This window comes from Extensimonas perlucida (genome assembly GCF_007655255.1).
Taxonomy (GTDB): Bacteria; Pseudomonadota; Gammaproteobacteria; order Burkholderiales; family Burkholderiaceae_C; genus Extensimonas; species Extensimonas perlucida.
Map to the genome: position 1 here is coordinate 200,731 of NZ_VMYE01000003.1, position 12,829 is coordinate 213,559.

At 66.3% G+C, this 12,829-nt stretch carries 12 protein-coding genes; 3 read left to right on the top strand and 9 right to left on the bottom strand.

The features are described 5' to 3' along the window. Positions 1 to 19: 19 nt before the first annotated feature. Together FK527_RS04880 and FK527_RS17470 are read left to right on the top strand one after the other, a co-directional pair. Complete coding sequence (locus FK527_RS04880) at positions 20 to 1,213, top strand: ribonucleotide-diphosphate reductase subunit beta (RefSeq protein ID WP_144730575.1); 1,194 nt, start codon at positions 20 to 22, stop codon at positions 1,211 to 1,213. A 176-nt stretch (positions 1,214 to 1,389) separates the two neighbouring features. Next, positions 1,390 to 1,806: a histone gene (locus FK527_RS17470; protein WP_144730723.1), complete on the top strand. Its 417-nt coding sequence runs from the start codon at positions 1,390 to 1,392 to the stop codon at positions 1,804 to 1,806. A gap of 15 nt (positions 1,807 to 1,821) precedes the next feature. Here FK527_RS17470 and FK527_RS04890 read toward each other — a convergent pair whose 3' ends face one another. The 7 genes from FK527_RS04890 to FK527_RS04920 form a co-directional block, all read right to left on the bottom strand. Then, positions 1,822 to 2,718: a carbohydrate kinase family protein gene (locus FK527_RS04890; protein ID WP_144730578.1), complete on the bottom strand. Its 897-nt coding sequence runs from the start codon at positions 2,716 to 2,718 to the stop codon at positions 1,822 to 1,824. 28 nt (positions 2,719 to 2,746) lie between these two features. Further along, positions 2,747 to 3,994 carry a zinc-ribbon and DUF3426 domain-containing protein gene (locus FK527_RS04895; protein WP_144730582.1) on the bottom strand — a complete coding sequence of 416 codons (1,248 nt, stop codon included), beginning with the start codon at positions 3,992 to 3,994 and terminating at the stop codon, positions 2,747 to 2,749. A gap of 62 nt (positions 3,995 to 4,056) precedes the next feature. After that, positions 4,057 to 5,010 carry a 50S ribosomal protein L11 methyltransferase gene (gene prmA / locus FK527_RS04900; protein WP_144730585.1) on the bottom strand — a complete coding sequence of 318 codons (954 nt, stop codon included), beginning with the start codon at positions 5,008 to 5,010 and terminating at the stop codon, positions 4,057 to 4,059. A 65-nt stretch (positions 5,011 to 5,075) separates the two neighbouring features. Beyond that, entirely contained in the window at positions 5,076 to 6,425 is a 1,350-nt protein-coding gene (gene accC / locus FK527_RS04905) for an acetyl-CoA carboxylase biotin carboxylase subunit (protein WP_144730588.1), read from the bottom strand. A 116-nt stretch (positions 6,426 to 6,541) separates the two neighbouring features. Continuing rightward, positions 6,542 to 6,994 (bottom strand): acetyl-CoA carboxylase biotin carboxyl carrier protein, encoded by a 453-nt coding sequence (accB, locus tag FK527_RS04910; RefSeq protein ID WP_144730591.1) that lies wholly within the window; start codon positions 6,992 to 6,994, stop codon positions 6,542 to 6,544. Positions 6,995 to 7,167: 173 nt separating this feature from the next. Continuing rightward, positions 7,168 to 7,752, bottom strand: coding sequence for a TlpA family protein disulfide reductase (locus FK527_RS04915; protein WP_144730594.1), 585 nt, complete (start codon positions 7,750 to 7,752; stop codon positions 7,168 to 7,170). After that, positions 7,749 to 8,357: a hypothetical protein gene (locus tag FK527_RS04920; protein ID WP_144730597.1), complete on the bottom strand. Its 609-nt coding sequence runs from the start codon at positions 8,355 to 8,357 to the stop codon at positions 7,749 to 7,751. Before FK527_RS04920 ends, FK527_RS04915 begins: the two co-directional genes overlap by 4 nt. A gap of 174 nt (positions 8,358 to 8,531) precedes the next feature. On the opposite strand from FK527_RS04920, the gene mpl reads away from it, so the two are divergent. Then, the gene (gene mpl / locus FK527_RS04925) at positions 8,532 to 10,112 is read left to right on the top strand and encodes a UDP-N-acetylmuramate:L-alanyl-gamma-D-glutamyl-meso-diaminopimelate ligase (protein ID WP_144730600.1); all 1,581 of its coding nucleotides are present in this window, start codon (positions 8,532 to 8,534) and stop codon (positions 10,110 to 10,112) included. 55 nt (positions 10,113 to 10,167) lie between these two features. Here mpl and FK527_RS04930 read toward each other — a convergent pair whose 3' ends face one another. Beyond that, positions 10,168 to 10,806, bottom strand: coding sequence for an MBL fold metallo-hydrolase (locus FK527_RS04930; RefSeq protein WP_144730603.1), 639 nt, complete (start codon positions 10,804 to 10,806; stop codon positions 10,168 to 10,170). A 28-nt stretch (positions 10,807 to 10,834) separates the two neighbouring features. Continuing rightward, complete coding sequence (locus FK527_RS04935) at positions 10,835 to 12,796, bottom strand: GspE/PulE family protein (RefSeq protein WP_246072674.1); 1,962 nt, start codon at positions 12,794 to 12,796, stop codon at positions 10,835 to 10,837. Positions 12,797 to 12,829 lie beyond the last annotated feature (33 nt).

Consider the following 12,829-nt stretch of genomic DNA (forward strand, 5'->3'; position numbering starts at 1 on the left):
TCCTCGCACGGAAAAAACCATGCTGAATTGGGACGAAGAAACCACCCCCGCCGCATCTGGCGCACCGGGCATTGCACTGCCTCCCGGCGGTACTATGCTCGGCACATCGCCGTTTCTCGCACCCCGCGCCCCTGAAAATGCGGCGGCCACGTTTGCCGCACCCAGGCCCCAGGCCCCGGCGCAAAAAGTATCCGAGCGCCGCGTCAACGCCGCCGACAAGCGCATCATCAACGGCCAGACCGACGTCAACCAGCTCGTGCCCTTCAAATACAAATGGGCCTGGGAAAAGTACCTCGCAACCTGCGCCAACCACTGGATGCCGCAAGAGGTCAACATGACGCGCGACATCGCGCTCTGGAAAGACCCGAACGGCCTGACCGAGGAAGAGCGCCGCATCGTCAAGCGCAACCTGGGCTTCTTCGTCACCGCCGACAGCCTGGCCGCCAACAACATCGTGCTCGGCACCTACCGTCACATCACGGCGCCCGAATGCCGCCAGTTCCTGCTGCGCCAGGCCTTCGAAGAAGCCATCCACACGCACGCGTACCAGTACATCGTCGAGTCGCTGGGGCTCGACGAGGGCGAAATCTTCAACGCCTACCATGAAGTTCCCGCGATCCGCGCCAAGGACGAGTTCCTGATCCCGTTCATCGACGCCATCATGGACCCGCATTTCCACACCGGCACGCCCGAGGCCGACCAGACCCTGCTCAAGAGCCTGATCGTCTTCGCCTGCCTGATGGAAGGGCTGTTCTTCTACGTCGGCTTCACGCAGATCCTGGCGCTGGGCCGGCAAAACAAGATGACCGGCGCGGCCGAGCAGTACCAGTACATCCTGCGCGACGAGTCCATGCACTGCAACTTCGGCATCGACCTGATCAACCAGCTCAAGCTCGAGAACCCGCAGCTGTGGACGCCCGCGTTCAAAACCGAGGTCAAGGAACTTTTCCTCAAAGCGGTCGAGCTCGAATACCGTTACGCCGAAGACACCATGCCGCGCGGCGTGCTGGGCTTGAACGCCTCCATGTTCAAAGGCTATCTGCGCTACATCGCCAACCGCCGCGCCACGCAGATCGGCCTCGAAGCCCTTTTCCCCAACGAAGAAAACCCCTTCCCCTGGATGAGCGAGATGATAGACCTCAAAAAGGAGCGCAATTTCTTCGAAACGCGGGTCATCGAATACCAGTCTGGAGGCGCACTCTCCTGGGATTGATCCCGTCGGGTGCAGACAAAAGCCATGACTATCGCGCCTGCCATCACTGCATTGCCTTGTGTTGCACTAGGTGGGGCGTTTTTCGTGTTCATGCGGGAGGGATCGGCCTCCACCCCTAACTGCCCGCTCACCGTATGGGTGAAGCGCGCTCAACACATCGACCCAAGGAGAACATGATGGCAACTGCAAAAAAACCCGCCGCATCCCAGGCCATGAGGACCGAAGCGCCTGCGAAGAAGGCTGCTGCACCTGCGAAGAAGGCTGCTGCACCTGCGAAGAAGGCTGCTGCACCTGCGAAGAAGGCTGCTGCACCGGCGAAGAAGGCTGCTGCGCCTGCGAAGAAGGCTGCTGCGCCTGCGAAGAAGGCCGCTGCACCTGCGAAGAAGGCTGCTGCACCTGCGAAGAAGGCTGCTGCACCTGCGAAGAAGGCAGCTGCACCTGCGAAGAAGGCCGCTGCACCTGCGAAGAAGGCTGCTGCACCTGCGAAGAAGGCCGCTGCACCTGCGAAGAAGGCCGCCAAGGCCTCCGCTCCTGCTCAGACCACTCTGAATCCCCAGGCAGCCTGGCCCTTCCCGACGGGCAGCAAGCCTTGACGGCACCGCGCTTGCTTAGCCTGGCGTGAAGTCCAGCGTGTAGTTCTGCGGCCCGCGGTGGGCGATCTTGAGGGCGCCGATCCGGTTGCCCAGGGCTGCGCAGCGCTCGAGCGGCCAGCCGCGTTCGAGCCCGTACAGCAGGGCGCCGCGCCAGGCGTCTCCGCAACCCGTGGGATCGACAATCTGCGCCGGCGTGACGGCGGGTACGTGCGCCTTGGCGCCGTCCACCCAAACCTCGCAGCCTTGCGCGCCCAGCGTCACGATCAGGCCGCGTACTTTGCGCGAAATGTCGGCCAGTGACCAGCCCGTGCGCTCGCACAGCATCTTGCCCTCGTAGTCGTTCACTGCGACCCAGCTCGCCTGCTCGACGAAGCGCGCGAGCTCAGGCCCGTCGAACATCGGCAAGCCCTGCCCCGGATCGAACACGAACGGAATGTCCGCCGCTGCGAGTTGCTCGGCATGCTCGAGCATGGCCTCGCGTCCATCGGGCGCAATGATGGCCAGCGCGATGTCCGGGTGCGGCGTGATGCGCAGGGTGTGCGCCTGCAGCATCGCACCGGGGTGGAACGCGGTGATCTGGTTGTTGTCGCGGTCGGTCATGATCATGGCCTGCGCGGTGTAGGTGTCCTGGGCCATGCCGACATGGGCCGTGGGGATGCCCTGCGCCTGCAGACACTGCAAATACCCACCGCCGTCGCTGCCCAGCATGGCCATGGGCCAGGGCGTGCCGCCCAGCAGGTGCAGGCTGTAGGCAATATTGCCCGCGCAGCCGCCAAAGTCGCGCCGCAGGGTGGGCACGAGAAAGGACACGTTGAGGATGTGCAACTGGTCGGGCAGTATCTGCTCGGCAAAGCGCCCCTCGAAGGTCATGATGGTGTCGAACGCGAGAGAACCGCAAATCAGGGCTGCCATAAAAATAAAAGGTGGAGTCAGAAAAAAGTCAAGGATAAAACGCCAGCAGGCGGTAGCCGGCCACGCGCGCACCGCCCGTGGTCACGACCACCGTCAGCGAGGCGCCCCAGCCGCCGCGGGGCGGGAGCTCCGCCGGCGCCCCGATGTCCTTGGGCAGCAGCACGCGGCGTGCAGTAGGCTGATCCTGCGCGTCGGTCAGGGTCAGCTCCAGCGCCGGCATCGCCAGCGCATGGGCAGCGCGATTTTGCAGGCTGAACGCGAGCTGGTAGCTGTCGCCGCGGCCTTTTTGGAACGAAGAGCTGTCTATCACCACGTCCGCGATGCGGCGCAGCGGCGCCACGCTGCAGCCCAGCGGGGCGCATACCCGCTGCAACCATGGCCGCGTCGCCGGAGCCGCGGCGGCGATGGCATCCCGCTCCTGCACGGCGACCTGCAAGGCCAGCGCCGCCAGCAAAAGCACGGATAGCGCAGCCAGCCCTGCACGCACCCACGGCCGGCGCCAGAAGGCGCGGCGCCGCGCGGCGCGCACGAAACCGGGTTCCTGCACATCGGGCTCTGCGTCTTCGAGAGGGGCTTCATCGTCCCAGGCGTAGCCGGTTGGCACTTCATTCGCCTGCATGAGCATTTCGCTGGCTGATGCATCGGTAGTAAATCCGGCATCCTCGGGCGGCGCCAGCGCGGCAGGCTCGTGCGCTGTCTGCGCGTCTGCCATGTACCCCATGGCAGACGCGCCCTCGTGCTGCTCCTGCCCATGGGCAGGTACAGGCGGGGTTCCGTGTTCATCTACCGCCGCATCGCCAGTCTGCGCTTCTTCATCCTCCTGCGGCCAGCCGGAATCGCGCAGCTCGGCGAACGGCAGCTCGTAACCCTCCAACTCCTGCTCTGGGGGCGGCGCGGCGGGGCTTGCGCCCTCTGGCGGCCCCCTATCCAACAATGCAGCAGGGGGTGCGTGTGCATGCGCCAGAAACGCCGGCAAGATTGAAGCGCCTGCCTGCAGACTGGATGCGTCGTCGGAAGACGAACGCTGCGCCGCAGCGATGGTTGCCGCCGGTGACGCTGAATCCAGCAACCCTGCACCTGCGGGCGGCTGCTGAGAATCTGCTGCAGGCACCGCATCGGGCCAGAGCGTCTGCGCGCTGGCGGGTACGAGCTGGGCCGAGGCGTCGAAAATCTCGTGGCACTGCCCGCAACGCACCCAGCCGGCGGAGATGCGCAGCTGGTCGGTAACGACCCTGAAACGGGTTCCGCAAAAAGGGCAGCGTGTGATCTGGCTCATCAGCGGCCCATTTTAGGGCGCCCTCTGGAAGCGCCACCCGCCATGCCGGTCCCGCGCACAGTTCAGCGCATGCCGGCCATCAGAATCCATCCGTCCTCGGTGTCGGCCACTTCGAGGCGTAGCCACGGGGCATAGGCCTCTTGCAGCTCCTGCGCCTGGCGCTCGAGGATGCCTGCGAGCACGAGCCAGCCGCCTGGCGCGACATGGGCGCACAGCAAGGGCGCGAGCACCTTGAGCGGGCTCGCGAGGATGTTGGCAAACACGGTCTGGTACTGGCCCTGCGCAAGCTCCGGCAAGCCCACACGCAGCTGCACGCCCGGGGCCTGCACACCGTTGGCGCGCGCGTTTTCCAGCGTGGCTTGCACGGCGGCGGGGTCGATATCGACGGCGTCGATCTCGGTCGCCCCGAACAGGGCCGCGCCCAGCGCCAGGATGCCCGAGCCGCAGCCGTAGTCGAGCACGCGCCCGAACGGATTCACGGCCTGCACTGCGCCAGCCTTGTGCTGCGCGGCGCCGGCCGCAGTGGCCTGTTGCGCTTGGCGTGCCATCCAGCGCAGGCACATGCGCGTGGTGGGGTGCGTGCCCGTGCCGAAGGCCAGCCCCGGATCGAGCCGCAGGCTGCGCCGCGCCTGCGGCGGCAAGTCGTGCCAGCTGGGCACGATCCAGAAGTCGGGCGTGATCTCCACGGGCGCAAACTGTGCCTGCGTCAACCGCACCCAGTCCTGCTCGGGCACGGCAGCCAGGCCTAGCAGCGCGCAGCCGGCAAAAAAATCCTGCACGGCGAGCAGCTGCTGCGCCTGCTGCGCCGCCTCTTCGGTGGCAAACAGCGCCAGCACGCGGCTGCGCTGCCAGCCTTCGCGGGGCGGCGGCATGCCGGGCTCACCGAACAGCGCCTGCTCGGCCTCGGTCTGCGCGTCGGCATCCTCGACCGACACGCTCAGGGCGTCGAGCGCTTCGAGCGCATCGCTCACGGCTTCGACGCTGCCCTCGGGGCACAGCAGGCGCAATTCAAACATGGCTTGGGCGGTGGGTGAAAACGGCCGAAAGTTGGGCGCGGGGCGCAAAGCAAGCGAAAGGAGCCTCAGCGTTTGTGCTGTTCCAGCCACTCTTCGAGGTAATGGATGCTCGTGCCGCCGGCGATGAACTTGGCATCCACGAGCATCTCGCGGTGCAGCGGGATGTTGGTCTGTATGCCCTCGACCACCGTTTCGGCGAGCGCCGTGCGCATGCGCGCGAGCGCCTGTTCACGCGTGTCGCCGTGCGTGATGAGCTTGCCGATCATGGAGTCGTAGTTCGGCGGCACGTAATAGTTGGTATAGATGTGCGAATCCACGCGCACGCCCGGCCCTCCCGGCGGGTGCCACATGGTGATGCGGCCCGGCGATGGGGTGAATTTGTACGGGTCTTCGGCATTGATGCGGCACTCGATCGCATGGCCGCGCAGCTCGATCTGGCGCTGCGTGAATGGCAGCTTTTCGCCCGCAGCGACCATGATCTGCGTGCGCACGATGTCTATGCCGGTGATCCACTCGGTGACCGGGTGCTCGACCTGCACGCGCGTGTTCATCTCGATGAAGTAGAACTCGCCGTTTTCGTACAGGAATTCGAAGGTGCCCGCGCCGCGGTAGCCGATCTTTTTGCACGCGGCCACGCAACGCTCGCCGATGCGCTCGATGAGCCGGCGCGGGATGCCGGGTGCCGGGGCCTCTTCGATCACCTTTTGGTGGCGCCGCTGCATGGAGCAGTCGCGCTCGCCCAGATAGACGGCGTTGCGGTGCTTGTCGGCGAGCACCTGGATCTCGATGTGGCGCGGGTTTTGCAGGAATTTTTCCAGATAGACCGAGGGGTTGCCAAAGGCTGCTGCCGCTTCGGACTTGGTGGTTTGCACGGCGTTGATCAGCGCTGCCTCGGTGTGCACCACGCGCATGCCGCGCCCGCCGCCGCCGCCCGCCGCCTTGATGATCACGGGGTAGCCCACGGCGCGCGCGATGCGGCCGATTTGCACGGGATCGTCGGGCAGCGCGCCCTCCGAGCCCGGCACGCAAGGCACGCCAGCCTGCACCATGGCCTGCTTGGCCGCAACCTTGTCGCCCATGATGCGGATGGCATCGGGCGTGGGGCCTATGAATTCAAAACCGCTCTTTTGCACGCGCTCGGCAAAATCAGCGTTTTCGCTCAAGAAGCCGTAGCCCGGATGGATGGCCTCGGCGTCGGTCACCTCGGCGGCCGAGATGATGGCCGGCATGTTGAGGTAGCTCAGCGGCGAGGGCGCGGGGCCTATGCACACTGCTTCTTCGGCGAGCTTGACGTATTTGGCGTCGCGATCGGCCTCGGAATAGACCATCACGGCTTTGACGCCGAGTTCCTGGCAGGCGCGCTGTATGCGTAGAGCGATCTCACCGCGGTTCGCGATCAATATTTTTTTAAACATGGTTTCTCCCGCGGCTCATCGCCCACACGCTACGCGTGTCAGGGCAATTTGCTTCGCCATGCCTGCGGCATGTCCGCCGCGGTTGGCGATCAATATCTTTTGGAACATGCGCCGCCTTACTCGATCACGAACAGCGGTTGTCCGTATTCCACGGCCTGGCCGTTTTCGCAGAGGACGCGCGTCACGGTGCCGGCCTTGTCGGCCTCGATCTCGTTGAGGATTTTCATGGCCTCGATGATGCACAGGGTGTCGCCTTCCTTGACCTGGCTACCCACCTCGACGAAAGGCTTGGCGCCGGGGCTGGGTGCGCGGTAGAAGGTGCCCACCATGGGCGACTTGACCACATGGCCCGGCAAGGCTGCAGGCGCGGGCAATTCGGCCGCGGCCGCTGCGGCGGGGGCCGCAGCCGTGGCCATGGGCACGGGCGCGGCCACCGGGACGTACTGCTGCACCATGGCAGGGCCGCCCTTGACGATACGTACTTTGCCCTCGGCTTCGGTGATTTCGAGTTCCGACACGTTCGATTCGGACACGAGGTCGATCAAGGTTTTGAGTTTTCGCAAGTCCATGGATGCTCCGCAGGCGATGAAACGAGAGGGCGCGAATTTACTGCAATTTCGGCCAATTTTGCGCTTTGGCGGATATTTTTCATGATCTGCCGCAATTTTGCATGATCGCCAGGCGGCCGCACAAGGTGGATGTGGCCATGAAAAGGTGTCGCGCACGGAGCCGGCAGGGATGCTCAGCGCACTGGCAACGCCGCCCATTGCTGCAATTCGGCGGCGCTGGCTTGGCCCATTTTACGGTTCCGCACCTTGCCCCCCGCGTCGAAGACCACCGTGAACGGCAACCCGCCGCCCAGGTTGCCGAGCGCGCGCGCCAGTTCCATGCCGCCCTGCGCTGCCAGGCCGATCGGAAAATCGAGCGGCTGGCGCTGCAAGAAGCGCTGCACTGCAGCCGGCTGGTCGATCGCCAGGCCCACCACCTGCCAGCCCGCGTCGCGGTGCGCGCGGTAAAAGCTGTTGAGCAACGGCAATTCGGCAACGCACGGTGGGCACCACGTGGCCCAGAAGTTGAGCAGCAGCGGCCGGCCCGCAAAATTGCGCAGCGCCAGGCGCGCGCCGCCCCCGGGGGTGTCGAACTCCTGCGCCCAAAGCGCCTGCTCCACGCCAGGGGAAAGGCCATCAAGCGCAAGTCTGCGCCAAGCCAGCGCGGCGCCGCCGAGTGCGGCGGCAGCGGCGACGCCGGCGTAGAGCAGCCGACGGCGACCGGAATTTACAGGCTGTACGGGCGCCGCCTTGGCCTTGTCTTCAGTGCTTGGGTTCATGGTTTCGGATTCGGCGTTTCTTGCAGCAGCTGCCGCACGGCCATGATGTCGCCGCGTGGCGTGCGGCCCTGGGCGTCGGGGCGCAGGGCGCCGCGCAGGTCGTCGAGGTCGTAGATCAGCAGGTGCACACCGACGGCCTCGCCCAGCTCGGGCGCGAGGCTGGAGATGCTCAGCGCCTCGACGGGCGCGCCGTGCAGGCCCGGCACGGTGCGTGGCTCGTACTCCACGCTGTGGTTGATGAGGGCGATCTCGGCGGACTTGGGGTCGTCGCAGAAAAGTTGCAGGTAAATATCGGAAAGCCGCGTGGCCGTGCCATGCCAGACGGCGCCGCCGAGGTGGGGACGGAACTGCGCGAGGCGCTCCATCCAGGCGAGCGCGAGCTGGCGCAGCGCGTGCAGCTCGCGCGGCTGGGTGTCGGCGCAAAAGAGCGCGATGTGCTCGCGCACGGCGGCTTCCACCAGCGTGTTGTCGGGCAGTGGCGTGCGCGCCGGCAGGCCCAGCACGCGCAGCGCGCGGCGCTTGGCCGGCCCCCATTCGAGCCCCTCTTCCACAGCCAGGCGGGCCGCGGTGCTGGCGATTTCAGCGCTCAAGGATGTGGCAGGCATGGCAGTGGAGCGGTAAGAATGTGCAGCCCGCATTGTGGCGCGAACCCGTGGCCCTGCGCCATACACGGCCCACAGCCTCGCACAGGCTGCGGAAAACTCCTTTTTTGGTAGCTAGCTGCGCTTGATGTATCTGTGCAAAATGCCATTTTTGCTCCAAGATTACAATGCCCCGCCATGCACATCCACATTCTGGGCATTTGCGGCACTTTCATGGGCGGCGTGGCCGCGCTCGCGCGCGAGGCCGGGCACAAGGTCACGGGCTGCGACGCGGGCGTCTATCCGCCCATGAGCGAGCAGCTGCGCGCGCTGGGCATCGATTTGATCGAAGGCTTTGGCGCCGACCAGCTCGCGCTCGCGCCCGACATGTTCGTGGTGGGCAACGTGGTCAGCCGCGCGCGCTTGGCCGACGGAGCGCCCAAATTTCCCTTGATGGAAGCCATCCTCGACGCGGGCCTGCCCTACACCAGCGGCCCGCAGTGGCTGGCCGAGCATGTGCTGCAGGGCCGCCACGTGCTGGCCGTGGCGGGCACGCACGGCAAGACCACCACGACCTCCATGCTCGCCTGGATTTTGCACAGCGCCGGGCTCACGCCGGGCTTTCTGGTGGGTGGCGTGCCGCTGAATTTCGGCATTTCGGCGCGCCTGGGCGCGCAGGCGCCGGGGCAGCCGCGGCCGCTGTTCGTGATCGAGGCCGACGAGTACGACACGGCCTTTTTCGACAAGCGCAGCAAGTTCGTGCACTACCGCCCGCGCACCGCGGTGCTCAACAACCTCGAATTCGACCACGCCGACATCTTCGATGACCTGGCCGCGATCGAGCGCCAGTTCCACCACCTGCTGCGCACCGTGCCGGCCACTGGGCGCGTGGTGGTCAACGGCCTCGAGGAGAGCCTTGCGCGCGTGCTGCACCAGGGCTGTTGGAGCGAGGTGCGCAGCTTTGGCGCCGCGGTGAGCGATTTTTGCGCCGAGGGCGCGCCGCAGGCCTTCGACGTGCTCGTGCAGGGCGCGCCGCAGGGGCGCGTGGTCTGGTCGCTCACGGGGGTGCACAACCAGCTCAACGCGCTCGCGGCCATTGCGGCGGCGCAGCACGTGGGTGTGCCGGTGGCGCAGGCGGCGCAGGCGCTTGCGGGCTTTCAGAACGTGCGGCGGCGCATGGAGCTGCGCGGGCGCGTGGCGCTCGCGGGCGGCGAAGTCACGGTGTACGACGACTTCGCGCACCACCCCACGGCCATACGCACCACGCTCGACGGCCTGCGCCGCCAGCTAGCAGCCTGTCGGACTTTGGGCGTCGATAGCGAGAATGGGCCCCAGCGAGGCCAGTTTTTGCCGGATTCGCCGCCCCATAGCGGGACTATGGGGCAAGAAGACGGTAAAAAATGGGCCGCTGCGGCACATTCGCAGCCGACGATTCCAAAGTCCGACAGGCTGCTAGGCGGCCCGGGCCAGCCGCAGGCACGCATCCTGGCCGTGTTCGAGCCGCGCAGCAACACCATGAAGCTCGGCACCATGAAGGCACAGCTGCCCTGGGCCTTGGAGCCCGCCGACCTGGCCTTTTGCCACACCGGCGGCCTGGACTGGGACGCGCACGAGGCGCTCGCGCCGCTGGGCGCACGCGCGCAGACCGCGCCCGACATCGCCACGCTGGTACGCCAGGTCGTGCAGGCCGCGCAGCCAGGCGACCACATCGTCTGCATGAGCAATGGCGGCTTTGGCGGCGTGCACGCCAAGCTCCTCGAAGAACTCTCCAAACAATAGCTGCTTGCGCTTGTGCTTCCTTGGCTAGAAGCACTTTTTATGCAAAATTTTCGGCTCAGGTGCCGCCCACGAAGGGGTTGCTGCGCCGCTCGCGCCCAAAGGTGCTCTCGGGCCCGTGGCCGGGGATGAACACCGTCTGGTCGCCCATGGGCCACAGGCGCTGGACGATGCTGTCGATGAGCTGCTGGTGGTTGCCGCCCGGAAAGTCCGTGCGCCCAATGCTGCCCGCGAACAGCACGTCACCGACAAAGGCGCGGTCGATCTGCGGCGCGTGGAACACCACATGGCCGGGCGTGTGGCCGGGCGTGTGGCGCACCTGCAGCGTCTCCTGGCCCACCTGCACGGTGTCGCCGTCGTAGAGCCAGCGCGTGGGCGTGAACGGCACGGCGGGCGCAAAGCCGAAGGCCGCGCTTTGCTGCGCCAGACCGTCGATCCAGAACTGGTCGCCCGGGTGCGGGCCGACGATGGGTATCCCGAGGTATTGCGCGAGCTCACCTGCGCCGCCAGCGTGGTCTATGTGCGCGTGCGTAAGCCAGATCTGCGTCGGCTTGACGCCCAGGCGCCTGGCTTCGGCAAGCAGTTGATCAATGTCGCCGCCCGGGTCGATGAGCGCCGCCTCATGCGTGGCATCGCACCAGACGATGGAGCAGTTCTGCTGGAAAGGCGTGACGGGGATGGTACGGTAGTGGAGCATGGCGGGTTCCGTAGGGGAAATGGACGAGTCACAAATTGCTCGCGGCGATCACCTCGGGCATGTCGGTCAGGCCTTGCAGCACTTTTTCGATGCCGTCCTGGCGCAGCGTCAGCATGCCGGCGGCGAGCGCCGAATGGCGGATGTCCGAGGCGGGCGCGCGGTGGCGGATGTGCTGGCGGATGGTGTCGTCGCTCAGCATCAGCTCGTGAATGCCCATGCGCCCGCGGTAGCCGTGGCCCTCGCAGTCCTTGCAGCCCACGTGCTTCCACAGGCGCAACGCACCGCCCTCGCCGCCGAAGCGCTGGCGCCACTGCGCGATCAGCGCCGCACGGACTTCGGGCGTGTTGGTGGTGCCGCTTTCGAGGTACTGCGACGCCAGGCCGTCGAGCTCGTCGGCCTCGGCCACGCGCGGGGCGCGGCAGGCCGTGCACAGACGCCGCACCAGGCGCTGCGCCAGGATGCCGAGCAGCGAATCGGAAAAGTTGAACGGATCGAGCCCGATTTCGAGCAGCCGCGTGATGCTCTCGGGCGCCGAATTGGTGTGCAGGGTGGAGAGCACCAGATGCCCGGTGAGCGAAGCCTCGATCGCGATGCGCGCGGTTTCCTCGTCGCGCATCTCGCCGATCATGATCACGTCGGGGTCGGCGCGCAAAAAGGTGCGCATGGCTGCCGCGAAAGTCCAGCCGATGCGCGGGTTCATCTGCACCTGGCGTAGCCCGGCCTGGGAGATTTCGATCGGGTCCTCGGCCGTCCAGATCTTGCGGCTGTCGGTGTTGAGCTCACGCACCACCGAGTGCAGCGTGGTCGTCTTGCCGCTGCCCGTGAGGCCGCAGACCAGGATCAGGCCGTAGCTCTTGCGCATCAAGGTACGCAGCCCCGCCAGATTGCCCGGGCTCAGGCCGATCTGATCGAGCGGCAGCGGCTTGGCGCCCGAGAGCAGACGCAGCACCACGTCCTCAAGCCCGCGCGAAGTGGGCACCGTGACCACACGCAACTCGACCGGCGGGCCGCCGAAGCGCGCAAAGTCGATCTTGCCGTCCTGCGGCTTGCGGTGCTCCGAAATATCCATGACCGCCATGATCTTGAGGCGTGCCACCAATGCAAATCGATAGCGCGTAGGCAACTCCAGATAGGGTTGCAGATCGCCATCGATGCGCAGGCGTATGCGCACCGGCTGCGGCGGTGGCTCGGTTTCGATGTGGATGTCGGAGGCGCGGTGAGAAATGGCTTCAGTGATCAGCGAGTTGATGAGGCGCACCAGGGTGTTGTCGGATTCGCTGATGACGTCGGCTGGCGTCACGTCGAGATCCGCGCCCGCCGCGTCCAGGCTGGAGGCCAGCTCCCGCGCACTCGAGGGTCGGGTCACCATAGCGCCATTGGCCGCTGCAGGCGAAGCGGTCTTTTTCGTCCCTGCTGCGGCGTTGCTGACCTCGTCATAAAAGCGGCTGATCGCCGGCAGCAGCGTGCCCGGCGCGGCGTGCACCGGGATCAGGCGCCGCTGCGTCAGAAAGCGCAACTCATCGAGCAGCACACGGTCGTGTGGGTCGGCCATCAGCAGCACCAGCGCATCGTCGCGCGCGAGCAGCGGCAGCACCGATTCGCGCTCGGCCACCGTGCGCGGCACCAGCGCCAGGGCCGCCGGGTCGGGCGTCAGCTTGCCGGGATCGACCACATACTCGCCCAGCCAGCTGTCGATGACGCGCTGCAGCTGCTCCGGCGTGACATGGCCGTGGCTGACGAGGATTTGCCCCAATTGCGGGTCATTGCCGTTTTCGCGCTCGAACCGCTGGATCTGCAGCGCATCGGCGAGCACGGGTGGGGTGATGAGGCCCGCATGCACCAGCGCCTCGCCGAGGTGATGCGCTTTGCCTATGATCGGATGCGGGACGGTGACCAGCTTCCACAGCGCCTCGGCATGCGGAGGCGTGAAAGTGCGCATCGAGGCCTCGGCGGGCTGGTCGGCAAAGGCTGGGTCAGAAATATCGGACATAAGCAATAGCCTGGGTAAGCAAAATGCGTGGGC

Bases quoted from the DNA above. Each gene is read 5' to 3' on its own strand.
- FK527_RS04895 (WP_144730582.1), bottom strand. From the start codon at position 3,994: ATGAGCCAGATCACACGCTGCCCTTTTTGCGGAACCCGTTTCAGGGTC.
- mpl (WP_144730600.1), top strand. From the start codon at position 8,532: ATGCACATCCACATTCTGGGCATTTGCGGCACTTTCATGGGCGGCGTG.
- FK527_RS04930 (WP_144730603.1), bottom strand. From the start codon at position 10,806: ATGCTCCACTACCGTACCATCCCCGTCACGCCTTTCCAGCAGAACTGC.
- FK527_RS04880 (WP_144730575.1), top strand. From the start codon at position 20: ATGCTGAATTGGGACGAAGAAACCACCCCCGCCGCATCTGGCGCACCG.
- FK527_RS04890 (WP_144730578.1), bottom strand. From the start codon at position 2,718: ATGGCAGCCCTGATTTGCGGTTCTCTCGCGTTCGACACCATCATGACC.
- FK527_RS17470 (WP_144730723.1), top strand. From the start codon at position 1,390: ATGGCAACTGCAAAAAAACCCGCCGCATCCCAGGCCATGAGGACCGAA.
- FK527_RS04920 (WP_144730597.1), bottom strand. From the start codon at position 8,357: ATGCCTGCCACATCCTTGAGCGCTGAAATCGCCAGCACCGCGGCCCGC.
- accB (WP_144730591.1), bottom strand. From the start codon at position 6,994: ATGGACTTGCGAAAACTCAAAACCTTGATCGACCTCGTGTCCGAATCG.
- FK527_RS04915 (WP_144730594.1), bottom strand. From the start codon at position 7,752: ATGAACCCAAGCACTGAAGACAAGGCCAAGGCGGCGCCCGTACAGCCT.
- prmA (WP_144730585.1), bottom strand. From the start codon at position 5,010: ATGTTTGAATTGCGCCTGCTGTGCCCCGAGGGCAGCGTCGAAGCCGTG.
- FK527_RS04935 (WP_246072674.1), bottom strand. From the start codon at position 12,796: ATGTCCGATATTTCTGACCCAGCCTTTGCCGACCAGCCCGCCGAGGCC.
- accC (WP_144730588.1), bottom strand. From the start codon at position 6,425: ATGTTTAAAAAAATATTGATCGCGAACCGCGGTGAGATCGCTCTACGC.